Origin of the sequence: Caballeronia sp. LZ028, assembly GCF_031451415.1 — a bacterium.
In the GTDB taxonomy this organism is placed as follows: Bacteria; Pseudomonadota; Gammaproteobacteria; order Burkholderiales; family Burkholderiaceae; genus Caballeronia; species Caballeronia zhejiangensis.
This window is the reverse complement of the sequence record NZ_JARUXN010000001.1, coordinates 1,389,330-1,412,060: the sequence shown is the minus strand read 5'-3', so window position 1 is coordinate 1,412,060 and position 22,731 is coordinate 1,389,330. Positions and strand designations below refer to the sequence as shown.

Annotated in this window: 23 protein-coding genes; 9 read left to right on the top strand and 14 right to left on the bottom strand. The window is 64.9% G+C overall.

Annotated elements, in window-relative coordinates; genetic code table 11:
- Positions 1-81 precede the first annotated feature (81 nt).
- From wrbA to QCE58_RS06600, 5 genes are all read left to right on the top strand, one after another.
- A complete protein-coding gene (gene wrbA / locus QCE58_RS06620) occupies positions 82-702 on the top strand; it encodes an NAD(P)H:quinone oxidoreductase (protein ID WP_008350342.1) in 621 nt (206 codons plus the stop codon).
- On the top strand, positions 699-1,094 hold the full coding sequence (locus QCE58_RS06615; protein WP_008350344.1) for a DUF2069 domain-containing protein: 396 nt from the start codon (positions 699-701) through the stop codon (positions 1,092-1,094). Before wrbA ends, QCE58_RS06615 begins: the two co-directional genes overlap by 4 nt.
- Positions 1,095-1,254: 160 nt before the next feature.
- The gene (locus tag QCE58_RS06610) at positions 1,255-2,709 is read left to right on the top strand and encodes an FAD-binding oxidoreductase (protein ID WP_008350347.1); all 1,455 of its coding nucleotides are present in this window, start codon (positions 1,255-1,257) and stop codon (positions 2,707-2,709) included.
- Positions 2,706-3,509 carry a metallophosphoesterase gene (locus QCE58_RS06605; RefSeq protein WP_008350349.1) on the top strand — a complete coding sequence of 268 codons (804 nt, stop codon included), beginning with the start codon at positions 2,706-2,708 and terminating at the stop codon, positions 3,507-3,509. The genes QCE58_RS06610 and QCE58_RS06605 overlap by 4 nt, the downstream gene beginning before the upstream one ends.
- A gap of 28 nt (positions 3,510-3,537) precedes the next feature.
- Positions 3,538-4,248, top strand: a complete 711-nt coding sequence (locus tag QCE58_RS06600; protein ID WP_034472073.1) for an SOS response-associated peptidase — start codon at positions 3,538-3,540, stop codon at positions 4,246-4,248.
- A gap of 18 nt (positions 4,249-4,266) precedes the next feature.
- Here the strand turns inward: QCE58_RS06600 and QCE58_RS06595 are convergent, their stop codons facing one another.
- Together QCE58_RS06595 and QCE58_RS06590 are read right to left on the bottom strand one after the other, a co-directional pair.
- Positions 4,267-4,425 carry a hypothetical protein gene (locus QCE58_RS06595; RefSeq protein ID WP_244807928.1) on the bottom strand — a complete coding sequence of 53 codons (159 nt, stop codon included), beginning with the start codon at positions 4,423-4,425 and terminating at the stop codon, positions 4,267-4,269.
- A 125-nt stretch (positions 4,426-4,550) separates the two neighbouring features.
- The gene (locus tag QCE58_RS06590) at positions 4,551-5,489 is read right to left on the bottom strand and encodes a LysR family transcriptional regulator (protein WP_008350353.1); all 939 of its coding nucleotides are present in this window, start codon (positions 5,487-5,489) and stop codon (positions 4,551-4,553) included.
- A 167-nt stretch (positions 5,490-5,656) separates the two neighbouring features.
- On the opposite strand from QCE58_RS06590, the gene QCE58_RS06585 reads away from it, so the two are divergent.
- From QCE58_RS06585 to QCE58_RS06570, 4 genes are read left to right on the top strand one after another with little or no spacing between them, the layout of a single operon-like run.
- Positions 5,657-7,168 carry an efflux transporter outer membrane subunit gene (locus QCE58_RS06585; protein WP_008350355.1) on the top strand — a complete coding sequence of 504 codons (1,512 nt, stop codon included), beginning with the start codon at positions 5,657-5,659 and terminating at the stop codon, positions 7,166-7,168.
- Between the two features lie 2 nt (positions 7,169-7,170).
- The gene (locus tag QCE58_RS06580) at positions 7,171-9,372 is read left to right on the top strand and encodes an FUSC family protein (RefSeq protein WP_239294952.1); all 2,202 of its coding nucleotides are present in this window, start codon (positions 7,171-7,173) and stop codon (positions 9,370-9,372) included.
- Complete coding sequence (locus QCE58_RS06575) at positions 9,359-9,562, top strand: DUF1656 domain-containing protein (RefSeq protein ID WP_008350357.1); 204 nt, start codon at positions 9,359-9,361, stop codon at positions 9,560-9,562. Before QCE58_RS06580 ends, QCE58_RS06575 begins: the two co-directional genes overlap by 14 nt.
- 41 nt (positions 9,563-9,603) lie before the next feature.
- Complete coding sequence (locus tag QCE58_RS06570; protein ID WP_008350358.1) at positions 9,604-10,467, top strand: HlyD family secretion protein; 864 nt, start codon at positions 9,604-9,606, stop codon at positions 10,465-10,467.
- Between the two features lie 65 nt (positions 10,468-10,532).
- Here the strand turns inward: QCE58_RS06570 and QCE58_RS06565 are convergent, their stop codons facing one another.
- The 12 genes from QCE58_RS06565 to QCE58_RS06510 form a co-directional block, all read right to left on the bottom strand.
- Positions 10,533-11,336: an ABC transporter substrate-binding protein gene (locus QCE58_RS06565; protein WP_250519392.1), complete on the bottom strand. Its 804-nt coding sequence runs from the start codon at positions 11,334-11,336 to the stop codon at positions 10,533-10,535.
- 123 nt (positions 11,337-11,459) lie between these two features.
- Positions 11,460-12,476 (bottom strand): succinylglutamate desuccinylase, encoded by a 1,017-nt coding sequence (gene astE, locus QCE58_RS06560; protein ID WP_175979944.1) that lies wholly within the window; start codon positions 12,474-12,476, stop codon positions 11,460-11,462.
- Entirely contained in the window at positions 12,460-13,800 is a 1,341-nt protein-coding gene (gene astB, locus QCE58_RS06555; protein ID WP_250521058.1) for an N-succinylarginine dihydrolase, read from the bottom strand. Before astB ends, astE begins: the two co-directional genes overlap by 17 nt.
- A gap of 15 nt (positions 13,801-13,815) precedes the next feature.
- A complete protein-coding gene (astD, locus tag QCE58_RS06550) occupies positions 13,816-15,288 on the bottom strand; it encodes a succinylglutamate-semialdehyde dehydrogenase (protein ID WP_250521057.1) in 1,473 nt (490 codons plus the stop codon).
- 12 nt (positions 15,289-15,300) lie between these two features.
- Positions 15,301-16,332, bottom strand: coding sequence for an arginine N-succinyltransferase (gene astA / locus QCE58_RS06545; RefSeq protein ID WP_250507348.1), 1,032 nt, complete (start codon positions 16,330-16,332; stop codon positions 15,301-15,303).
- Positions 16,329-17,375 carry an arginine/ornithine succinyltransferase subunit alpha gene (aruF, locus tag QCE58_RS06540; protein ID WP_250521079.1) on the bottom strand — a complete coding sequence of 349 codons (1,047 nt, stop codon included), beginning with the start codon at positions 17,373-17,375 and terminating at the stop codon, positions 16,329-16,331. Before aruF ends, astA begins: the two co-directional genes overlap by 4 nt.
- A 16-nt stretch (positions 17,376-17,391) precedes the next feature.
- Positions 17,392-18,618, bottom strand: coding sequence for an aspartate aminotransferase family protein (locus QCE58_RS06535; RefSeq protein ID WP_250434487.1), 1,227 nt, complete (start codon positions 18,616-18,618; stop codon positions 17,392-17,394).
- 110 nt (positions 18,619-18,728) lie between these two features.
- Positions 18,729-19,700 carry a GlxA family transcriptional regulator gene (locus QCE58_RS06530; RefSeq protein ID WP_235366349.1) on the bottom strand — a complete coding sequence of 324 codons (972 nt, stop codon included), beginning with the start codon at positions 19,698-19,700 and terminating at the stop codon, positions 18,729-18,731.
- 43 nt (positions 19,701-19,743) lie between these two features.
- Positions 19,744-20,571: an ATP-binding cassette domain-containing protein gene (locus QCE58_RS06525; RefSeq protein WP_250521056.1), complete on the bottom strand. Its 828-nt coding sequence runs from the start codon at positions 20,569-20,571 to the stop codon at positions 19,744-19,746.
- A 21-nt stretch (positions 20,572-20,592) separates the two neighbouring features.
- The gene (locus QCE58_RS06520; RefSeq protein WP_008350370.1) at positions 20,593-21,324 is read right to left on the bottom strand and encodes an ABC transporter permease; all 732 of its coding nucleotides are present in this window, start codon (positions 21,322-21,324) and stop codon (positions 20,593-20,595) included.
- A 23-nt stretch (positions 21,325-21,347) separates the two neighbouring features.
- Positions 21,348-22,037: a histidine ABC transporter permease HisQ gene (locus QCE58_RS06515; RefSeq protein WP_309779310.1), complete on the bottom strand. Its 690-nt coding sequence runs from the start codon at positions 22,035-22,037 to the stop codon at positions 21,348-21,350.
- 281 nt (positions 22,038-22,318) lie between these two features.
- Positions 22,319-22,717, bottom strand: a complete 399-nt coding sequence (locus QCE58_RS06510) for a hypothetical protein (protein ID WP_033537211.1) — start codon at positions 22,715-22,717, stop codon at positions 22,319-22,321.
- Between the last annotated feature and the right edge of the window lie 14 nt (positions 22,718-22,731).

Below are 22,731 nucleotides of genomic sequence, written 5' to 3'. Positions count from 1 at the left end.
TCATGGCGTCCCGCGTGCAAAGCCGCTTCTCGCCACGAAAATCACCCAATACCTATAATAGCCGTTCACTAAAAAAGCCTTATGAACGACATCCTCGTGCTTTACTACAGCCGCCACGGCGCGACGCGCGAGCTCGCACTCGCAATCGCGCAGGGCGTCGATAGCGTGGCCGGCATGCAGGCGCGTGTGCGAACCGTGCCGCCGGTTTCCACGGTCTGCGAAGCGACCCAGCCCGACATTCCCGCCGACGGACCGCCCTACGCCGAATTGCGCGATCTCGAAGAATGCGCCGGCCTCGCGCTCGGCTCGCCTACGCGCTTCGGCAACATGGCCGCGCCGCTCAAGTACTTCCTCGACGGCACCACGCCGCAATGGCTGTCCGGCGCGCTTTCGGGCAAGCCTGCCAGCGTGTTCACGTCCACCGGCAGCCTGCACGGCGGCCAGGAAAGCACGCTTCTTTCGATGATGCTGCCGCTGCTGCACCACGGCATGATGATCGTCGGCATCCCGTACACCGAATCGCGGCTCACCACGACGCAAAGCGGCGGCACGCCCTACGGCGCGTCTCATCACGCCCGCGCGGGCGGCGACGAAAATCAGCGGCACGGCATTTCCGCCGACGAGAAGGCGCTCGCAATCGCGCTCGGCGCACGGCTCTCACGCACCGCGCTCAATCTCGTGCGCGGCGCCCGTTCCGCATGACCACGCCGATCTCCACAGCACGTCCCAACGGCGCGCTCGCATCGGGCGCGCTTGCGAGCCTCGTGGCGCTCGTCGTGCTCGCGCTCGTCTGGGAGCTCTGGCTCGCGCCGCTGCGTCCGGGCGCATGGGCGCTTGCGCTGAAGGCGCTACCGCTCGCGTGCGCGCTGCCGGGCGTCGCGCGCAAAAATCTCTACACGCTGCAATGGGCGTCGATGCTCGTGCTGCTGTATTTCGCCGAAGGCATCGTGCGCGGCATGACCGATGCGCGCCTCCCCGCGTCGCTCGCCTGGCTGGAAGCAGCGCTCGCCCTCGCGTTCTTCGTCTGCGCGCTCGCGTACGTCGCGCCCTTCAAACGCGCGGCCCGGTTGAACGCTCGTGCGGAAAAAATCTGAAACGTTCGCTTTTTTCGCCCGCGTTCTGCCCGGACGTGATGCTTTGTAGCATGAAACCTCACCGTGCGCGCGTGCCTATGCCATTCGGACGAGGGTCGCGCGCCGCTCGCCTGCGCGATACTGTGCACTACGCTCTACCGGATCCTTTGCCCATCTGCCCATGACCGCCACTCAAGCTTTCATCGCCGCGTGCGCCGACATTCTCGGTGCATCGCATGTCCTGACCGACGCCTACGATACCGAGCCGTACCTCATCGACTGGCGCAAGCGCTATCGCGGCACTGCGTGCGCCGTGCTGCTGCCCGCCGATACCGCGCAGGTCGCGGCCGTGGTCCGGATCGCTCGCGAGCATCGCGTCGCGATCGTGCCGCAGGGCGGCAACACCGGTCTCGCAGGCGGCGCAACGCCAGATTCGAGCGGGGCGCAAGCCGTCATCAGCCTGAAGCGGCTCAATCGCGTGCGCGGCGTCGATCCGCATAACAACACGATCACCGTCGAAGCGGGCGTCGTGCTCGCCGAAATCCAGGCGCGCGCCGAAGAAGCGCAACGGCTGTTCCCGTTGAGTCTCGCCGCCGAAGGCAGCTGCACCATCGGCGGCAATCTCTCGACGAACGCGGGCGGCACTGGTGTGCTGCGCTATGGCAACACTCGCGAGCTGTGTCTCGGCCTCGAAGTCGTGACGCCGCAGGGCGAAATCTGGGACGGCCTGCGCGGGCTGCGCAAGGACAACACCGGCTACGATCTGCGCGATCTCTTCATCGGGGCGGAAGGCACGCTAGGCATCATCACGGCGGCGGTCATGAAGCTGCATCCCGCGCCGGTCGCGAAGGTCACGGCGCTGGCCGGGCTCGCTTCGCCGCATGCCGCGCTCGACTTTCTCTCGCTGGCGCAGCATCACGCGGGCGCGCTTCTGACCGGCTTCGAGCTGATGTCCGATTTCTCGATGCGCCTCGTCGGCAAGCATTTCCCGCAACTGCGCTATCCGTTCGGCGAACCGCACGCGCAAACCGTGCTGCTCGAACTTTCCGACAGCGAAAGCGACGAGCACGCCCGCGCCCTCTTCGAGCGGCTGATGGAAGAAGCGCTCGAGAAGGGCATCGTGGAAGATGCCGTCGTCGCGGAAAACCTCGCGCAGTCGCAGGCTTTCTGGGATCTGCGCGAGCATATTCCGCTCGCGCAGGCCGAGGAAGGTCTGAACATCAAACATGACATCGCCGTGCCCATTTCGAGCATCGGGCGGTTCATCGAGGAAACCGATGCGATCATCGCGAAGACAGTGCCCGGCGTGCGCATGGTGACGTTCGGCCATCTCGGCGACGGCAACCTGCACTACAACGTGCAGGCGCCCGAAGGCGTCGACCCAAAGCGCTTCCTCGGCGAATTCCAGACGCCGATCAACGCGCTCGTGTATGACCAGGTGCACCGGCACCGCGGCAGCATCAGCGCGGAGCACGGCATCGGCCAGTTGAAGGTGGATGAAGCGATGCACTACAAGTCGCCGGTCGAAGTCCGTCTCATGCAGACGATCAAGGCCGCGCTCGATCCGGACAACCTGATGAATCCCGGCAAGGTCGTGCGCTGGAACGCGACGCTCGCGAAGGAGAACATCGCATGAAGATTCGCGTGCTGTCGGACCTGCATCTCGAATGCGACGAGCCGCTGGCGATTCCGTATGCAGAGGCCGATCTCGTCGTGCTGGCTGGCGACATTCACAACCACGCCGAAGGTTTGCGCTGGGCCGCGGAAAATTTCGATTCCGACGTGCCCGTCGTCTACGTGCCCGGCAATCACGAATACTACGACGCCGAGTTCGGCGCGATGGAAGCGGCAATGCAGGACGCCGCGCGCAGCGTCGACAACGTGCACTATCTGAACAACGCGTCGCTGGTGGATCGGCGCGGCGCGTGGCGCGTGCTTGGCACGACGCTGTGGACCGACTTCGCGCTGTTCGGCTCCGGCGATGCGCAAATCGAAAACGCCAAGGCCGCGTGCACGAAAGTGATGCTCGACTATAAGGGCCTCATTCAACTCGCGTGGCCCGAGCCGGACGGCGAACCGCGCGAATTCGCACCGGACGATTCCCTCGCGCTGCACGAACAGTCGCGCGCATGGCTCGAGAGCGAACTCGCGAAGCCGTTCGCAGGGCAAACGATCGTCGTCACGCACCACGCGCCGATGCGCCAGAGCCTCGCGCCGCGTTACGCGGAAGATCTCGTGTCCGCGGGCTTCGTGAATCATCTGCCGTCGCTCGCGCGCGCGCCCGCGTCGTTGTGGATTCACGGCCACACGCATACGTCGTTCGATTACGAAGTGGACGGCACGCGCGTCGTGTGCAATCCGCGCGGCTACTTCAGCCGCCGCGAGCAACGGTGGGAGAATCCGGATTTCGCGTGGGACAAGGTCGTCGAAATTTGAAACGTCGCGGACTTTGTGGAGGAACGCCATGTGCGGCCGAATCAGCCAGTACCGACTGCCGATGCATTACGCGCAGCGTCTGCATCTGAGAAATCCGTTCGTGCTGGTCGATGCCGCCGACAGGCGTCCCGGCTATAACCTGTCGCCCGGCACGCATCCGCTCGCCGTCTATCCCGACGAAACCATCCGCGCGGTGCATTGGGGCTATTGCCCGCCGTGGGCGATTCAGAAGAAGCTGCCGCAGACCATCAACGCGCGCGTCGAGACGGCGGCGACGAGCGCGTATTTCAAGCATTTATGGAAGAAGGCGCGCATTCTCGTGCCGGCCGATGGCTGGTTCGAATGGCGTATCGAGCCACGCCCGGGAGACCCCGCCGCGAAGCCTTTCAAGCAGCCCTACTTCATTCAGCGCGCGGACGGCGAGCCGATGTACCTCGCCGCGCTGACGAGCATCATGCGCGACGACGACGCTGCCGCGCCCGGCGCGGGCTTCGTCATCGTGACGGCGGCGGCGGACGAAGGACTCGTCGACGTGCATGACCGGCGTCCGCTCGTGTTCGCGCCGGCAAACGCGCGCCGCTGGCTCGATCCGGACGCGTCGCCCGACGATCTCGCGGCGCTCGTCGAGTCGGACGGCGTGCCGGCGTCGCACTTCGTCTGGCACCGCGTATCGGCCGATGTGAATCGCGCGACCAATGATGAGCCGCGACTCATCGAGCCGCTCGAAGCCTCGCTGTGAAGGCTGTGTGAAGTTCGTTTAGCGCCGCGGCCGATCGTCGTCGATACGGATCGGCACCAGGCGCCGCTTCGCCTCGCGCTCCGACTGCGCGCGCATGGCGTTGAACAGATCGCGCGACGCCGGAACGGCGATCAGGACGAGAAGCGCGGCGAGTGCGAGCAAAAGAGGCGTACTCATGTGACTTATCCCGGTCAAAGATGCGTGAGAACCAGTGCAGAAAATATCAAGCTGCGGACAAATCGTGAGTAAGCAAGTGTTGCGCCGCGGCTTTTTTCGTAACTGAACGCAGCTTCATCCGGTGTTCAGGCGACGACGAATTCCTTGAGCGATTCCGCGTCGGCCGCGAGCGTGTCGGGCAGCGCCTCGCGCAGGAACTCGACCCACGTGCGGATCTTGGCATCGAGATACTGCCGCGACGGATAGAGCGCGTACACGTTCAACTCCTGCATCGTGTATTGCGGCAGCACGCGCACGAGCGTGCCCGCGCGCAAGCCCGGCAGCGCGGACGACGTCGGCAGCACGCCAATGCCCATGCTTTCGCGGATCGCGGCGACCATCGCCTCGGCGACGTTGACCGTGAACGTGGACGGCCCGAGACTCACCGTCTCCTGACCGTTCGGGCCGTCGAAAACCCAGCGGTCGGCCGGAAACACCGGCGTCATCAGATGCAGGCAGGTATGGCGCACGAGATCGGAGAGCACGTGCGGCGCGCCGTTCTTCTCGATGTACGCCGGCGACGCGCACGCGATGCTGTACACCGAGCCGAGACGCGCCGACACGAGACCCGAATCCGGCAGATCGGAAGCGAGCACGATCGACACGTCGTAGCCTTCGTCGAGCAGATCGGGCACGCGCTGCGCGAGCGTCAGATCGACCTGCACCGAAGGATGCCGCTGCTGATAGCGCGAAATCATCGGCACGACGTAGTGCTGGCCGAAGCTCGTCATCGAATGGACCTTGAGCTTGCCGGACGGACGCGCGTGCGCATCGCCGGCCTCGGCTTCCGCCTGATCGACATAGGCGAGGATTTGCTCGCAGCGTTGCAGATAGCGCTCGCCCGCTTCGGTGAGCGCGATGCGCCGCGTCGTCCGGTTCAGCAAGCGCGCGCGCAAGTGCGCCTCGAGGTCGGATACGGCGCGCGATGCGTAAGCCGTCGTCGTATTCAGATGCTGCGCGGCCGCGGTGAAGCTGCCCGCTTCCACGACCCGCACGAATACGCGCATGTTCTGGAGCGTGTCCATGCCGCTAATTCCGTCTTAAAAATCGTTCGTGACTCGGATTGTTACACGCGTAACAACAACGATTATCACATCCCTCGTAAAAATGCTTTGCATCCTTACGGGTTATTCGACAATCTTCGCAAAAATATAATCACTTCTTGGCATCTAATTCATTTTAGGAGTGAATCGTGCGGGGACGACTGTCCAGAAGCGCTGCAGGCGCGGCCGTTCTTGCAGCACTATTAACAATCGGTGGATGCGCAAGCACGGGCAAAATCGCGCCGCAGGATTCCCTCACGGACGCGGCGACGCTCGATGCCGGCAGCGCCATTCGCGCCGCCAACGCAGACGCCCAATGGCCCGCCGAGCAATGGTGGCGCGCCTATCGCGACCCGCAACTCGACGCGTGGATCGCACGCGCGACCGCCGGCAGCCCCACGCTCGCGATGGCCGCGGCGCGCGTGCGCGAAGCGCAGCAACAGGCGGGCGTCGCGCACTCCGAGTTGCTGCCGCACGTCGACGGCTCGATGAGCATCGCTCGCAAGAACTGGCCCAACAACGATTTCTACGGCCCGGGCACGTACGCCGACACGACCACCTGGGACAACACCGCGGGCCTGTCGCTGTCGTACAACCTCGATCTCTGGCATCGCGACGACAACAACGCCGAGCGCGCGCTGGACGTCGCACACGTTCGCGCCGCCGATGCCCGCGCCGCGCAACTCGAACTCGAAACGAACGTCGTGCGCGCGTACATCGGCTTTTCGCAGTCGTTCGCGCTGCTCGATATCGCGGAGCAGACGCTCGCGCAGCAGGAGCGCATCGCGGATCTCGCGCGGCGACGTTTGAAAGGCGGTCTCGGCACGCAGCTCGAAGTCAGCCAGGCCGAAGCGCCCTTGCCCGAGTACGAACGTCAGGTCGATGTCTACAAGGAAGAGATCCAACTGGCGCGCAACCAGTTGGCGGCGCTCGCTGGCGACGGCCCCGGCGCGGGCGAAGCGCTCACGCGTCCCGACCTGTCGCTCGCCACGCCGCTCCCCCTGCCCTCCGCGCTGCCGGCGGAACTCGTCGGACATCGGCCGGATATCGTCGCGGCGCGCTGGATGGTGGCCGCGCAAGCGCGTGGCATCGATGTCGCGAAGGCCGGGTTCTATCCGAACATCAATCTCGCTGCGTCGCTGACGCAGGCGTTCGCGGGCGGCGCGCTGCTCTCGTTCCTGACGCGCGACGCATCGGGCTACAGCTTCGGCCCCGCGATCTCGCTGCCGATCTTCGAAGGCGGACGCCTGCGCGCGCAGCTCGGCGCGGCATCGGCGCAATACGATCAGGCCGTCGATCATTACAACGCGACGCTCGTCGCCGCGCTCAAGGACATCGCCGATCAGGTCGTGCGCGTGCATTCGCTCGATACGCAGCTCGAAGCGTCGGGCCGCTCCGTCGCCGCCGCGCGCAAGAACTACGATCTCGCGAACGAAGGCTACAAGCGCGGCCTCACCGATTATCTGAACGTGCTGATCGCGCAGACGCAATTGCTCAAGGCGCAGGACGGCGAGGCGCGCGTGCGCGCGCAACGCCTCGCGTCCTACGCGACGTTGACGTCGGCGCTCGGCGGCGGCATCGACGATCCGTCGAACGGGCCGCAGCAGACCGCGCTCGCGCCGTCGAAGCATATCGGGCCGTTCAGCAAGGCACGGGATTGAGCATGTCGACGCCCGCTTCTCTCATCGGACGACAGCCGCTCAAGGAGGTCGTGCTCGACTGGGCGCGCACCGACGGCCTCGCGTGGATCTACATCTTCAAGGCGGTGCTCGCGGCGCTGCTGTCGCTGTGGATCGCGATGCGCCTCGACATGGCGCAGCCGCGCACCGCGATGACCACCGTGTTCGTCGTGATGCAGCCGCAAAGCGGCATGGTGCTCGCAAAGAGCTTCTATCGTTTCTGCGGAACGATGGTCGGTCTCGTCGTGATGATGATCTTCATCAGCCTGTTCTCTCAGCAGCCGGTGCTGTTCCTCTCGGCGACGGCGCTGTGGGTCGGCGTCTGCACGGCGGGCGCGGCGCGCAATCGCAACTTCCGCTCGTACGGCTTCGTGCTCGCCGGTTACACGGCCGCGCTGATCGGCATTCCGGCGGCGCAGCATCCGGAGGCCGCGTATCTGTCGGCGCTCACGCGCGTCGGCGAAGTGACGCTCGGCATCGTGTGTTCCGGCGCGGTGAGCGCGCTCGTCTTTCCGCAGCACGCGGGCGAGCAGGTTCGCACGACGGTGCGCCGCCGCTTCGCGCAGTTCGTCGATTACGTGTGCCGCGCGCTGTCGGGCAACATGGAACGCGCGCAGATCGAGCGAACCAATCTCGCGTTCGTGTCGGATATCGTCGGCTTCGAGGCCGCGCGCAGCGTCGCCGTGTTCGAGAATCCCGAATCGCGGATGCGCGGCGGGCGGCTCGCACGTCTCAACAGCGAGTTCATGAGCGCGTCAACGCGCTTTCACGCGCTGCATCAGTTGATGAACCGGCTGCGCGAGAACGCATCGGCGACGACGATCGCCGCGCTGGAGCCATTCTTTCGCGAAGTGCCGCCGCTCTTCTCGGTATCGGGCGAACCGGTGAAGAATGCCGCCGATGCCGCGCACGCCGCCGCGCAACTGCGCGACTACAAGGCCGCATTGCCCCGGCGCGTGCGCGCGACGCGTGCCGCGCTCGAAGCGGATCCGGACTTCGCGCAACTGGAGTTCGATACCGCGACGGAACTGCTGTATCGCTTCGTCGACGACATGCTCGCCTATGCCGAAACGTATGCGTCGCTGAGCTCGCCGTCGCACGAACGCGAGCGCTGGATCGCGCGCTACGTGCCGAAGACGAACCTGCTCGCCGCGGCGATTTCGGGCCTGCGCGGCGCGATCGTGATGTTCGTCCTGTCCGCGTTCTGGATCGCGACGGCGTGGCCGAGCGGCGGCACGATGGTGCTCAACGCGGCGGCCGTGTGCGCGCTCGCGTCGTCGTCGCCGCGTCCGACGCTCATGTCCGCGCAAATGGCGCTCGGCACGATGCTCGCGGCCGTCGCCGGGATGATCGTCGTGTTCGGCGTGTTTCCGCATATCGAGGGCTTCGCGATGATGTGCGCCGCGCTCGCGCCCGCGCTTTTGCTCGGCGCGTATCTGAGCACGCGGCGCGCGCTCGCCGGCGTGGGCATCGGCTATTGCATCTTCTTCTGCTTTCTCGCGGGGCCGGACAATCTCGTGCACTACGATCCGACCGGCTATATGAACGATGCCCTCGCGCTCGTGCTGTCGATGATCGTCGCGGCGGTCGCCTTCGCCGTCCTGCTGCCGACCGATGCGCCGTGGCTGCGGCGTCTCCTGCTCGGCGATCTGCGGCGCGAAGTCGTGAGCGCGCGCCATGGGCGTCTCACGCGTCTCACGACGCACTTCGAAAGCCGCACGCGCGATCTGCTCGCGCAAATCAACGCGCTCGCGACCGGACGTCCCGACTTGCAGCGCGATGCGTTGCAATGGCTCTTCGCCGTGCTCGAATTCGGCAACGCGGTGATCGATCTGCGACGCGAGATCGCAGGGCTGTCGAACGCGCCGCAGTACGCGGCGTCGATGCCGTGGCGCCGCTCGATCGACGCGACGCTCGACGCCATCGCGCGCCTTTTCGATCGCCCGAATGCGCAGCGCTTCGACGCCACGCTCGCCGCGACCGAACGCGCGATCGACGATACGCGGGATGTGCTCGCGCGGTTCGATCTGCCGCGCGAGGAAAAGCATCGGCTGCAGCGCATCGCCAGTCATCTTCATTTTGTCCGGACCGCGCTGCTCGATCACGAATCGCCGTTCGCGCCCTTCGTGCACGGTGCGCCGGTTCGGAAACACACGCCAGAAGGAGCGGACCATGTTCCCGCGTAACGTCGCGATCCTCGAAGCCTATGTGCCGACGATCCTGCTGCTCTTCATCGCCGGCGCGATGATCACATGGGTCGTCGACCGCGCGCTCGCGCTGACGGGCCTTTATCGCGTGGTCTGGCATCCGGCGCTGTTTCGCGCGAGTCTGCTCGTCTGCATTTGCGGGACGCTCGGGCTCATCGCGTATCGCTGAATCGACATCACCTTCATACAAGCTGAAAAAGAGTTCGCATCATGATTCTCAGGAAAATCATCGGGCTGGTTTTGACGATCGCCATTTTCGCGGTCGCGCTCGTCATCGGGCGCGTGCTGTGGGTGCATTACATGGACGAGCCGTGGACGCGCGATGGCCGCGTGCGCGCGGATGTCGTCAACGTGGCGCCGGACGTGTCGGGCGCGGTCGTGCAGTTGCCGGTTCGTGACAATCAGTTCGTGAAGAAGGGCGATCTGCTGATGGAGATCGATCCGTCGCATTACCGGATCGCGGTCGAGCAGGCGCAGGCGAACGTCACCGCGCGCGCGGCCGAATTGCGCATGCGCCGTGCGGACGCCGCGCGCCGCGCCGACATGGACAGCCTCGTCGTATCGAAGGAAGCGCGCGAAAACGCGATGCAGACCGCATCGACCGCCGAAGCGCAGTTGCAGCAGGCGCAGGCCGCGCTCGATGCCGCGAAGCTCAATCTCGAACGCACCAAAGTGTTCTCGCCGGTCGACGGCTACGTCACCAACCTGAACGTGTTTCGCGGCGACTACGCGACGGCGGGCGCCGCCAAGCTCGCGATCGTCGACAGTCATTCATTCTGGGTCTATGGATACTTCGAGGAAACGAAGCTGCCGCATGTGCGTATCGGCGACAAGGCATCGATTCGCCTGATGAGCGGCGGCGAGCTGAAGGGGCACGTCGAGAGCATTTCGCGCGGCATCTATGATCGCGACAATCCGCAAAGCCGCGAGCTGCTCGCCGACGTGAACCCGACGTTCAACTGGGTGCGGCTCGCGCAGCGCGTGCCGGTGCGCGTGCATATCGATGAAGTGCCGGATGGGGTGCTGCTGAGTGCGGGGACGACGGCGACGGTGATCGTCACGCCGTCGATGTGACGTAAAAAAAGCCCGCTCCGGGACCACTCCCGAAGCGGGCTTCTCACATCCGGCAAACCGAAGCCTTACTTCAACACCACCTTCACATCGAAATACTTCTGCGCGAAGCGATCGATCGTCCCGTCGTCCTTCAGCTCCTTCAGCGCGCGATTGAGCGCATCTTTGAGCGCCTTGTCGTTCTTGCGCACGCCGAAGCCGACGCCCGAACCCAGCAGCTTGTCATCCGCCACGGCCGGGCCAGCGAACGCGAAGCCCGCGCCCTGCGGCTGCTTCAGAAAGCCCTTCGACGCCGCTTCGGCATCCTGGAACGCCGCATCGAGTCGGCCCGACGCCAGATCGGCATAAATCTGGTCCTGCGCCTGATACGACTCGACATCGATGCCCGCCGTCGCCCACTTCGCCTTCGCGTAGGTTTCCTGGATCGAGCCCTGGAGCACGCCGACGCGTTTGCCCTTCAAACCCTCGACCGTGGGCTGAATCGCGCTGCCCTTCTTCGCGATCAGCTGATTCGGGATCGTGTAGATCGGATCGGTGAAGTCGATGGCGAGCTTGCGCTTGTCGGTGATCGTCATGTCCGAGTTGATGCCGTCGAACTTGCGCGCCTGCAACGCGGGAATGAGACCGTCGAACGAATTCTCGACCCACACGCACTTCATCTTCAGCTTCGCGCACACCGCGTTGCCGATGTCGATATCGAAGCCCTGCAGCTCGCCGCTCGGCGACTTCGATTCGAACGGGGCGTAAGACGCTTCGACGCCGAAGCGCAGTTGCTTCATGTCATCGGCCGCTTGCGCGTTCGACGTGACGACGGCGGCGCCCAGCACCGCCAGCGCGGCGAGCTTGCGACCGATCAGATGCGATTTCTTCAACTTCCATCTCCTTCCATTGCGGTTCGATACAGGTGTGATGATCCGACACCGGGGCGCGATTGTAGCGCGCACCCGCGGTGCGTCGGATAAACATCGGGAAGTGAATCGATGAACCGTTGCCGGTCAATCGAGAGAGGCGAGCGTCGAATCGGTCGTATCGACGACCATCAAGCCGGCGCGCAGGCCCGGCTTGACCTTCGGATTCGGAAACACGATGCGCTCTTCGTCGTGCGACACGCGATAACGATAATCGCCGTCGCGCGCGAGCTCGGTGCCGGCGGCGAACGCGGTGAAGTTGGGCACGTCGCTCGCCACGTTCAGCACGAATTGCTCGCTCTGCTTGTCGATTTGCGCGACGACCGTGAACACGCGCAGCGGCGCGCTTTCCTTCGCCGCCTCGCCCGCAATCAGGCGACGCAACGCCGCATCCGATGCGGCAAAACGCGCGAGATCGTTCTGACCGAACGGGCGCACCTTGCCGAGTTCGAGCGTGCAGGCGAGCGCGCCCGCGTGCTGCGCCGTGAAGTGCGTGAACGTGTTGCCCTTCTCGCGATGCAGGAGCACCGCCTGCAGACGCGCATCGCGCAGCCAGTCGAACATCGCGCGGGCGAGCGGCGCGCCGGTGTGCGGCAGTAACGCGAACTGCTCGAACACCGACGCGCGAATCGCCGTATGCATGTCGATGTGCCATTTCCGATGCGTGACGCCATCGAAGAACTTCAACGCGGCGTCTTCCAGTTCAGCGGCGCGCGGTGCTTCGCGGCTGTCGCGCAAATCCGCATGACGGCCGCTGAACAGGCGATTCAGGTCGTCGTCGAGATAGCGGTCGGCGGCACGCATCGCGTCGATGTTGCCGAGGATCACGAGCATGCGCGCGACGAGCGGCGCGCGGCCGTTCGCGATATCCGCGACAAGCGAGCACAGCATTTCGATCGGCGCGGTTTCGTCGCCGTGAATGCCCGCCGACGCGAGCACGCTATGCGTCGGTTCTGTCGCGGGTTCCAGCAGCAACACGCCCTCGCCCTGCCAGGTCCAGCGCACGCCCGAAGGCGCGACGCCCTGTGCGACGGAAGGGCGCCCGCCGTTGAGCGTGAAGGCGAGGAAGTCTTCGAGCAAGGACGAATCAGCGCTGAAAGTCATAGACGGCACCGAGTCCGAGGATGGTCGTCAGTTCGTCGAGCGCGCCGCGCGATTCGGCGAGCAGTTTCGGATCGGCGAGATCGGCGGGCGCGAGGCAATCGCGGTAATGCCTGTCGATCCACGCGTCGAGTTGCGTGAAAAGCCCGTCGTTCATCCACACGCGCGGGTTCACCGCGGCGCGCTCGGCGTCGTTCAGCACGACGCGCAGACGCAAACAAGCCGGCCCGCCGCCGTTCTTCATGCTTTCGCGCAGATCGAAGACGAGCACTTCGTCGATCGGCGTCTTGCGGCCGCCGAGGGAATCGAGATACGCCGCCACGCGCGCGTTCTCGCGGCATTCCTGCGGCACGACGAGCACTTGCCTGCCGTCCTCGCGCGACAACAACTGGCTATTGAAGAGATACGACGAAACCGCATCCTCCACGCTGACTTCGCTGTCCGGCACTTCGAGCGCGTGAAACGGCGTGCCTTGCGCGCCGAGCTTCTCGCGTAGCTCGTCGTAGACCTTGTGCTGATCGACGAACGCGCGCTCATGGCAAAAGAGCGTCGTGCGATTGCCGACCGCGATGACGTCGTTGTGGAACACGCCCGCATCGATCACATCGGGCGATTGCTGCGCGAACACGGTCGCATCGGCGGATAAACCGTGCAGGCGCGCGACCGCGCGGCTCGCTTCGAGCGTCTGACGCGCGGGATAGCGCTGCGGCTGCGAACCCTGGCCGTACTCGCTGCGCCCGTACACGAAGAACTCGACGCCCTTCTCGCCGTACTCGCGCGCAAAACGCGTATGGTTCGCCGCGCCTTCGTCGCCGAGCGCGGGCGTGCCGGGCAGCGCGTGATGAATGCGAAAGCGCGCTTCGTCGGCGAAGATCGCGCCAAGCGAGCGGCGCGTTTCGCCATGCTCGATCGCGCGATGCAGCTTGGCCGCGAGATTCGCCGGCGTGAAGTGGACGCGCCCGTCTTCCGTATCCGCGGACGGACTCACGGTCGCCGCATTCGCGGTCCACATCGCCGATGCGGAGCTCGCCGCCGCCAGCAGTTCCGGCGCTTCACGCGCGGCGCGGGCGATCACGCTGGCGTCGTCGCCGGAAAAGCCGACGGCGCGCAACAGCCTGATCGACGGGCGTTCGAGCGGCGGCAACACGCCCTGCCGAAAGCCGAGATCGGCGAGCCGCTTCATCTTGCGCAAGCCCTGCTTCGCGGCGGCCTTCGGATTGGCCACCGACTTCTCGTTGTTGCGCGACGCGACGTTGCCGAACGAGAGTCCCGCGTAGTTGTGCGTCGGGCCGACGAGCCCGTCGAAGTTCGCTTCGGTTGCAAGCATGTTCATTTCCGCCGCTTAGAACGTAAGTCCCGGCGATACGCTCGCCGGCATTTGCAATTGCGCGCTTTCCACCGACGCCATCGGATACGAGCAATAGTCCGCCGCGTAGTACGCGCTCGGCCGCTGATTGCCCGAACGTCCGATGCCGCCGAACGGCGCCGCCGACGATGCGCCGTTGGTCGGCCGGTTCCAGTTGACGATGCCCGCGCGGATCGTGCGCTGGAAATGCTTCCACGCGGATTCGTCGTCGGCGAGCAGGCCCGCGGACAAGCCGTAAGCGGTGTCGTTCGCGCGCTCGATGGCTTCGTCGAACGTCTTGTAGCGCGTGACCTGCACCATCGGGCCGAAGTGCTCTTCGTCGGGGACGTCGCGCGCGTTCGTCACGTCCAGGATCGCGGGCGAGACAAAGCCGAGATGCGCCGCGCGCTGCTTCATTTCGAGCGCGGGCTTCGCGCCGGCTTCGATCAGACGCGTCTGCGCATCGACGAGACGCGCCGCCGCGCGCGCCGAGATCACGGCGCCCATGTACGGCTGCGGCTCATCGTCGTATTTCCCGACGCGAATGTTCGCGCTCACTTCGATGAAGCGCTGCATGAAGCGCTCGCCGACGGCATCGTCGGGGACGAAGAGACGGCGTGCGCAGGTGCAGCGCTGGCCCGCCGACAGAAACGCCGATTGAATCGCGTGATGCACGGCGGCATCGACATCCTCGACGTTCGCGACGACGAGCGGATTGTTGCCGCCCATCTCCAGTGCGAGCACGATTTCGGGACGTCCGCCGAACTGCTTGTGCAAGAGCGTGCCGGTATCCGAGCTGCCGGTGAAGAAAAGCCCGTCGATCTGCCGATGATTCGCAAGCGCGACGCCCGTGTCCTTTTCGCCTTGCACGAGATTGAGCGCGCCTTCGGGCAAGCCAGCCTGAATCCACAGCGCGACGGTTGCGGCCGCGACGCCGGGCGCGAGTTCGGACGGCTTGAACACGACCGTATTGCCCGCGATGAGCGCCGGCACGATATGTCCGTTCGGCAGATGCCCCGGAAAGTTGTACGGCCCGAACACGGCGACGACGCCATGCGGACGATGCCGCAGCACCGCGACGCCATCGGCCATCGGCGCGCGCTTTTCGCCGGTGCGCTCGTGATACGCCTGCACGGAGATATCGACCTTCGCGGCCATCGACGCCACTTCCGTGCGCGCTTCCCACAGCGGCTTGCCGGTTTCGCGGCCGATCGCGTTTGCGAGCGCTTCCTTGTTCTCGTTGAGCAAGGCGGCGAAGCGTTTGGCGACCGCGACGCGCTCGTCGAACGACAGCGCCGACCACGACGCGAACGCGCGCCGCGCCGACGACACCGCGCGATCCACGTCTTGCGCGGATGCGCTCTTGCCCTGCCACACGGTTTCATCGGTGCCGGGATTGCGCGATGCAAACGCCGCGCCCTTGCCGTCCTGCCACTCACCGCCGATATACAACTGGTTCGAAATATCCATGTCGTGTCTCATTTACTTGGCGCGCGGATGAGAAGTCAGCACGCGCACCTGATCGCCTTCCTTCACGCGCAACGCCGCGGCTTCTTCCGCCGTCAGCAGGAACGCGCCGTCCTCGATCGCGCCCGTCGTCGCGCCGCAGCGGAAATCTTCGAGCAAGGTGTTCGATACGAGGCTTCTGGCATCGCTGCCCGTGTCGCTTCGATCGCCGATACGCACGCTCGCGATCACGCTCTCGCGCACCGTGCGCAAGTCCGCGATGTGGCATTCGAGCACCGGACCGGCATCGAAGATATCGACGTGATTCTCGTAACGCAGCCCTTCCGCCTCGAGCATCTTGCGTGCGGGCGCGGTGTCCCTGTGCGTGACGCCGACCGCCTGTTGCGCGGTCTCCGGCAGCAAGTCCAGATACACCGGATAGCGCGGCATCAGTTCGGCGACGAACGACTTCTTGCCGTGCGAGCTCAGATAATCCGCTTCGTTGAAATCGATCTGATAGAAATGCGAGCCGACCGCGTTCCAGAACGGCGACTCGCCGTTTTCGTCGAAGTGGCCGCGCAATTCCGCGCACAAACGCTGCGGAAAGCGATCCGCGAACTGCGCGATGAACATGAAGCGCGAGCGCGACAACAGGCCGCCCACGCCCGCCGTGCGATAGCGCGGGCTGAGAAAGAGCGAACAGACTTCCGCATAACCCGTCAGATCGTGCGAGATATTGAGCAGCGACATGCGTGTCCACACACGCATGTCCTGGCTCGCGTGCACGACCGTCGATACGCGATAGTTGTAGAACGGCTGCTCCAGCCCGACTTCCGTTTCGATGCCGCACACGCCCGCGACATCGCCGGTCGCGGTGTCTTCCATCACGAAGAAATAGCCTGCTTCGAAGGCTTGCGCTTCACCGGTCAGCGTGCGGCGCGCGCGTTCGACGCGTGCCGCGAGCGCGCCGCGATCCGGCTTGAACGTGGTGAGGCCCGGGCCCGTTTCCTGGGCGAGCGCGACGAGCGCGTCGACATCGCCTGGCTGCGTGCATCGCACGACGATCATTGCAATTCTCCCGATGCCTGATGCAACGGCACGCAACGCACCGTGTCCTTGTCTTCGACGCCGAGCGCATCGCGCGCCTGTGCGGTCAATTCGGCGCCGTCCGCGCGCGTGCCCGCGAGTCCCGCGACGATGCAACGGAACGCATGCGCGCCGCCCGCCGCGACGAGATACGGCGCGCCGCTTTCGACGGCGGCATCGCGCACGACGCGCAATTCGCCCGAACTCGCCGACGCGCTTTTGTCGACGGCGATCGTCAGCACCGGACCGGCATCGAAAATATCGACGTAACGATCCGGCTCGAAGCCTTCCTCGAGATGAATGTCGTAGGCGAGCAGCGTGCTTTCGTTCGGCTCGCCGAGCACGCGCTGCGCATCGCCGGGCAGCAGCGGCACATAGAGCGGATAGCTCGGCATCACTTCCGCGATGAACGTGCGGCTGCGTCCGCCCGATTCCGATTCGACCTGTTCGAAGTCGCGGCCGAAGAACTTGCGTCCGACCGCGTCCCAGAACGGCGACGCGCCTGATTCGTCGCTGACGCCCAGCATCAGCGAGAAGACTTCGCTGGAGAAGCGCTTGCGGTTCGTCGCGATGTAGATCATGCGTGCGCGCGACAAGAGATGCGCGGCCGCTTCGTTCGCTTCGTCGCGCAACGACGGATCGATATAAAAGCCCGTCAGACGGCTCTTGCCCGTCAGTTCGTGCGACATCGTGAGCGCGTGGATTTTTCGGTTCACCTTGAGTTCGCGCGAGGCGTGAATCAGCGCATCGTTGCGAAACGCGTAGAACGGCTCGGAATACCCCGCCGACGCGACGATGCTCGACGTGCCGAGCAACTTGCCTGTCTGCGAGTCTTCGAGCACGAAGAGATAGAACTCCTCGCCGGGAAATTCCACTTCGGCGCGAAACGAGTCTTCCGAGAGCGCGACGCGCGTTTCGAGCGCGCGCCGGTCGCGCGGCAACGAGTGCAGCACGGGCAGCGCGGCGCGCGCCATGCGTTCGAGCTCGTCGAGATCGGAGAGTCTTGCGGGGCGGACGAAGAGCATCATCGGATTCCGTTGGTCACTTGACCGCAACCGTGCCGACGACCTGCTCGATCGCCTTTTCGATGCGCGCGAAGCCTTCGTCGAGATCGGCCATCGGCATGATGAGCGACGGCGCGAAGCGCAGCACGTTCGGCCCCGCGATCAGCATGATGACACCGTTCGCGGCCGCCGCGTTGAGCACGTCCTTCGCGCGGTCTTTGTAGCTGTCGTTCAGTTCCGCGCCGATCAGCAGGCCGCGTCCGCGTATCTCGCTGAACATGCCGAAGCGCTCGTTGATGCGCGCCAGATGCGCCTTGATCGCTTTGCTGCGTTCGGCGACACCTTCGAGCAGCTTCGGATCGCTGATGAGTTCGACGACTTTCTCCGCGATCGACGCGCCGAGCGGATTGCCGCCGTAAGTCGTGCCGTGCACGCCGACCTTGAAGTGCGCGGCGATGTCGTTCGTGGTCAGCATCACGCCGATCGGAAAGCCGTTGCCCAGCGCCTTCGCGCTCGTCAGGATGTCCGGCGTCACGCCGTACTGCATGTACGCGTAAAACGTGCCGGTGCGGCCGACGCCGGTCTGCACTTCATCGAAAATCAGCAGCGCGCCGTGCTTGTCGCAGGCTTCGCGCAAGCCCTTCAAAAACGCGGGATCGGCGGGCAGCACGCCGCCTTCGCCTTGCACCGGCTCGACGATGACCGCGCACGTCTTCGGCCCGATGGCTTCCAGCGCCTTCGGCAAATCGTTGTACGGCAGATGACGGATGCCCGCCGGCTGCGGACCGAAGCCTTCCGCATACTTCGGCTGTCCGCCGACGCTCACCGTGAAGAACGTGCGCCCGTGGAACGACTGGGTGAACGAGATGATTTCGATCTTGTCGTCGCCGTGATTGTCGATTGCGTAACGGCGCGCGAGCTTCAGCGCCGCTTCGTTGGCTTCCGCGCCCGAATTCGCGAAGAAAGCGCGGTCGGCGAAGGTGAGATCGGTCAGGCGTTTCGCGAGGCGCAACACCGGCGCGTTCGTGTAACCGTTGCCGATGTGCCAGAGCTTCTCGCCCTGCTCGTGCAGCACTTTCAGCAGTTCCGGATGACCGTGGCCCAGCGCCGTCACCGCGATACCGCCGGCGAAATCGACATAATCGCGGCCTTCGGTGTCCCAGACGCGCGAGCCGCGGCCCCGGTCGGGCACGAAATTGGCCGGCGCGAACACCGGAACCATTACTTCGTCGAACGTACCGCGATTGACATTGATGTCGGTCATGAGCCACTCCTCGGTTTGAGCATTACGTCGATATTAGGCAATCGCCCGCGTTCCGTCTTGCGCGTTCGCGACATGCTTCGATGAGCTTTTCCGCAGATACCGTGCAGCTTCTATGCCGCGCCGGGCGGCTCGATCAGCGCGCCGCCGCGCGGTTCGTCGATCGCGCCGCCGCGCTGCTTTTCGATCCAGTTACGGCGCTCCTCGCGCGGCGTCACGCCGAAACGGTCGCGATACGCATTGGAAAAATGCGCCGCCGATGAAAACCCGCACGCGAGACTGATCTGCACCACCGATTTGCTCGTGCGCTGCAGTTGCGTGCGCGCCTTCGTGAGACGCAGATTGAGGTAATACTTCGACGGCATCGCGCCGAGATACTGACGAAAGAGCCGCTCCAGCTGCCGGCGCGAAATGCCGACGAGATTCGCGATTTCATCGGTGGCGAGCGGGTCTTCGATATTCGCTTCCATCAGTTGAAGCGCGTCGTTCAGGCGCGGATGCCGCTCGCCCGGCGCCGTGACGAACGGAATGCGCTGACGCTCCGTGCCCGCGCGCAAGGTGCCGATGCCGAGCGAATCCGCGATGCGCTCCGCGAGGTCCGGGCCGTGATCGCGCGCGATCATCGCGAGCATGAAATCGATGGCCGCTTGCCCGCCGGAACAAGTAGCGCGATCGCGGTCGATTTCGAAAATCTGCTGGCTGACGATCGCGCGCTCGAACTGCTCGGTGAACTGCTGATACGTTTCCCAGTTCACCGCGACGCGATATTGCGAAAGCTGCCCGGCCATCGCGAGCCACCATACGCCGTGATGAATGCCGGAAACGAGCGGCGTGCGCGGCGCGACGCGCGCGAGGCTCGCGAGAAAGAGCCGGTAATCGGCGAACTGCTGATAGCGCTCCGACACGACGATGAGCCAGTCGCAACGCACGGCGTCGTTGAACGCGCAATCGGCCGGAAGCTGTGCGCCGCCCGAAAGCGGCACCGGACGGCCGTCCCACGAACAGATGCGCCATTCGTAGAGACGATGCCCGTCGATTTCATTGGCGAGCGAAAGACTGTCGATGATCGGCCCAATGCCGCTCATCGACACCGGCGGCAGCGCGACGATCGCAACTTGCAGCGTCACGTTACTTGAGGCTGCCCGACAGGAACTGGCGCAGACGCTCGCTCTTCGGCGCGCTCAGCACTTCGGACGGCGCGCCCTCTTCTTCCGTGCGTCCCTGATGCAGGAACATGACGTGATTCGACACGTTGCGCGCGAAGCCCATTTCATGCGTAACGACGATCATCGTGCGGCCTTCTTCGGCGAGACGCTGCATCACCTTCAGCACTTCGCCGACGAGCTCGGGATCGAGCGCGGACGTGGGTTCGTCGAAGAGCATGACATCCGGATGCATCGCGAGCGCGCGCGCAATCGCGACGCGCTGCTGCTGACCGCCCGACAGATGCGACGGATACTGCTTCTCGACGCGCGGCGGCAGGCCCACTTTCTCGAGATATTCGCGCGCACGATCCTCGGCTTCCTTCTTCGATATGCCGAGCACATGCAGCGGCGCTTCCATCACGTTCTCGATGGCCGTCATGTGCGACCACAGGTTGAAGTGCTGGAAGACCATCGCGAGCTTCGTGCGTACGCGCTGCAACTGCTTGTGATCCGCGACTTCGAGATTGCCGGATTTATCGATCTTGGTGCGAACGGCTTCGCCATCGACGATGATCTGCCCCGCGTTCGGCCGCTCCAGAAAGTTGATGCAGCGCAGAAACGTGCTCTTGCCCGAGCCGCTCGCGCCGATGATGCTGATCACATCGCCCGCTTTGGCCGCGAGCGAGACGCCCTTCAGCACTTCGTTGTCGCCGTAGCGCTTGTGAATGTCCTCGGCGACGAGCTTGGTCGCGACGTCTTTGGCGGTTGGCTGCAACGCTTTCTCCTCGGGTGATGACAGGGTATGACGCATGGCTTCGAATTTTACCGCTCGTTAATGACGCACAGCGCGCACCGCGCCCGCCGGCCGCAGATACGCGAGCCAGCGCCGCTCGGCGCGCCGGAATGCCGCGACCAGCGCGAACGAGATCGCGACATACAGCAGCGCCGCGATGCCGAACGATTCGAACGACTGATAGGTCGCCGAATTCGCATCGCGCGCGACCTTCAGGATGTCCGGCACGGTCGCGGTGAAGGCGACGGTCGTCGCGTGCAGCATCAGGATCACTTCGTTGCTGTACAAAGGCAAGGCGCGCCGCAGCGCGGACGGCAGGATGATGCGGCGATACATCGTGAAGGTGCTCATGCCGTAAGCGCGCGCCGCTTCCACTTCGCCGTGCGCGATGCCGCGAATCGCGCCGGCGAAGATTTCGGTGGTATAGGCGCAGGTGTTGAGCGCGAACGCGAGGATCGCGCAATTGAAGCCGCTTTTGAAAAACGCTTCGAGCAGGGACTGCGTACGCACGAATTCCAGGCTGTACATGCCGGTGTAGAGCAGCAGCAGTTGCACGTAAAGCGGCGTGCCGCGAAACACGTACGTGTAGAGGCGCACGGGCGTCGAAAGCCAGCGGTTGCGCGATACGCGCGCGCAGGCGAGCGGCACCGCCGCGCAGAAGCCGAGTGCGATCGACGCCGCGAGCAGCCACAACGTGACGACGAGGCCCGACGCGCGCATGCCGTCGGAATACAGGAACGGACGCCACCATTCGGCGAAGATCTGGATCATGGCTTTTTGCTCGCTGGCAGGAGTCAGAGTTCGGCGTGCCGCACGCCGATCGAATAGCGGCGCTCGAGCGCCATCAACACGAGGTTCGATGCGCTCGTGATCGCGAGATAGATCAGCGCCGCGATGAGCATGAAGAAGAACATGTTGAACGTGCTCTTGCCCGCGTCCTGCGCCGCCTTGACGACATCCGCGAGACCGATGATCGACACGAGCGCCGTCGCCTTCACGAGCACCTGCCAGTTGTTGCCGATGCCCGGCAGCGCGAAACGCATCATCTGCGGAAAGAGAATGCGGCCGAACACGCGCATGCCGCTCATGCCGTACGCACTGCCCGCTTCGAGTTGCCCGCGCGGCACCGCCAGAAACGCGCCGCGAAACGTCTCGGTGAAATACGCGCCGTAGATGAAGCCGAGCGTGAGCACGCCGGCCGTGAACGGATCGATGTCGAACTGACTCCAGCCGAAGGCATCGGTGACATTGTTGATCGCGATCTGAATGCTGTAGAAGAGCAGCAGCATCAACACGAGGTCGGGAACCGAGCGGATGAGCGTCGTGGATGCGGTCGCGACGGCGCGCAAAGGCGCGTGACGCGAAAGTTTCGCGGATGCGCCGGCCAAGCCGAGCAGCACCGATACCGCGAGAGACAGCACCGCGAGCGCGAGCGTCTCTTTGGCGCCCGCCCAGAGGAGCGGGCCGAAGCCGTACAGGATCAAGAGTCGCCTCCATCGTCTTCGTTGAAAGAAGCGGAGCGCGACTACGAGCGCTCCGGCGATTGGCGGCGATACTCGCAAGCGAAAATTAATCGCTCAATTGTGATGAAACGTCTTTGCTGCGATGCAGCACGACGACGCGGTGAGCCGTCACGCGGCCACGGGCCCGCCGCGCAACGCTGTTCGCACGCGACAGACAGGAAAACCCCGATGCGCGCGGAATCCGGAAATTGCGGTTTTCAGGTCGCATTTTCGATAGACCGCGCGCCCGTCGATCACGCCATTTACGCGCGCGCGACGTCCCGCACGCGTTGCGCGACCTGCCCGTTCGCCACGGCGATCTCCGGGCTGTCCTGCAGCAAAGGCAGGAATTGCTCGGCGAATGCCGGGTCGCGCGTGCCGGCGCTGAACATGTCGACGACGGCTTGCGCGTGCGCGATGCGCGCGTCGGCGGTGGCTTCCTCGTCGTCGAGGACGTCGTCGATGGCGGCGATGAGCGTCGAGAACGGCGTAAGCCAGCGATACGCCGATCCGTTGATCACGATCTGCAGGAATTCGCCCGGCGACGTCGGCCCGAACTCGGCCTCGTGGCGCGCGCGCAAATGCGCAAGCACGCTGCGATGAAGCACGAGCAGCGGATGCCGCACGTCGCGCAGGAAAGCGGTGGCGGTCGGGTCGTTCATCGGAGTGGTCATGA

Excerpts from the sequence above, each read along its gene's own strand:
- QCE58_RS06575 (WP_008350357.1), top strand. The coding sequence starts at position 9,359 with ATGTTCCCGCGTAACGTCGCGATCCTCGAAGCCTATGTGCCGACGATC.
- QCE58_RS06595 (WP_244807928.1), bottom strand. The coding sequence starts at position 4,425 with ATGAGTACGCCTCTTTTGCTCGCACTCGCCGCGCTTCTCGTCCTGATC.
- QCE58_RS06570 (WP_008350358.1), top strand. The coding sequence starts at position 9,604 with ATGATTCTCAGGAAAATCATCGGGCTGGTTTTGACGATCGCCATTTTC.
- astD (WP_250521057.1), bottom strand. The coding sequence starts at position 15,288 with ATGGATATTTCGAACCAGTTGTATATCGGCGGTGAGTGGCAGGACGGC.
- QCE58_RS06530 (WP_235366349.1), bottom strand. The coding sequence starts at position 19,700 with ATGAGCGGCATTGGGCCGATCATCGACAGTCTTTCGCTCGCCAATGAA.
- QCE58_RS06520 (WP_008350370.1), bottom strand. The coding sequence starts at position 21,324 with ATGATCCAGATCTTCGCCGAATGGTGGCGTCCGTTCCTGTATTCCGAC.
- QCE58_RS06600 (WP_034472073.1), top strand. The coding sequence starts at position 3,538 with ATGTGCGGCCGAATCAGCCAGTACCGACTGCCGATGCATTACGCGCAG.
- QCE58_RS06590 (WP_008350353.1), bottom strand. The coding sequence starts at position 5,489 with ATGGACACGCTCCAGAACATGCGCGTATTCGTGCGGGTCGTGGAAGCG.
- QCE58_RS06525 (WP_250521056.1), bottom strand. The coding sequence starts at position 20,571 with ATGCGTCATACCCTGTCATCACCCGAGGAGAAAGCGTTGCAGCCAACC.
- QCE58_RS06615 (WP_008350344.1), top strand. The coding sequence starts at position 699 with ATGACCACGCCGATCTCCACAGCACGTCCCAACGGCGCGCTCGCATCG.
- wrbA (WP_008350342.1), top strand. The coding sequence starts at position 82 with ATGAACGACATCCTCGTGCTTTACTACAGCCGCCACGGCGCGACGCGC.
- astA (WP_250507348.1), bottom strand. The coding sequence starts at position 16,332 with ATGATCGTCGTGCGATGCACGCAGCCAGGCGATGTCGACGCGCTCGTC.
- astE (WP_175979944.1), bottom strand. The coding sequence starts at position 12,476 with ATGACTTTCAGCGCTGATTCGTCCTTGCTCGAAGACTTCCTCGCCTTC.
- QCE58_RS06610 (WP_008350347.1), top strand. The coding sequence starts at position 1,255 with ATGACCGCCACTCAAGCTTTCATCGCCGCGTGCGCCGACATTCTCGGT.
- aruF (WP_250521079.1), bottom strand. The coding sequence starts at position 17,375 with ATGCTCTTCGTCCGCCCCGCAAGACTCTCCGATCTCGACGAGCTCGAA.
- QCE58_RS06605 (WP_008350349.1), top strand. The coding sequence starts at position 2,706 with ATGAAGATTCGCGTGCTGTCGGACCTGCATCTCGAATGCGACGAGCCG.
- QCE58_RS06580 (WP_239294952.1), top strand. The coding sequence starts at position 7,171 with ATGTCGACGCCCGCTTCTCTCATCGGACGACAGCCGCTCAAGGAGGTC.
- astB (WP_250521058.1), bottom strand. The coding sequence starts at position 13,800 with ATGCTTGCAACCGAAGCGAACTTCGACGGGCTCGTCGGCCCGACGCAC.
- QCE58_RS06535 (WP_250434487.1), bottom strand. The coding sequence starts at position 18,618 with ATGACCGACATCAATGTCAATCGCGGTACGTTCGACGAAGTAATGGTT.
- QCE58_RS06510 (WP_033537211.1), bottom strand. The coding sequence starts at position 22,717 with ATGAACGACCCGACCGCCACCGCTTTCCTGCGCGACGTGCGGCATCCG.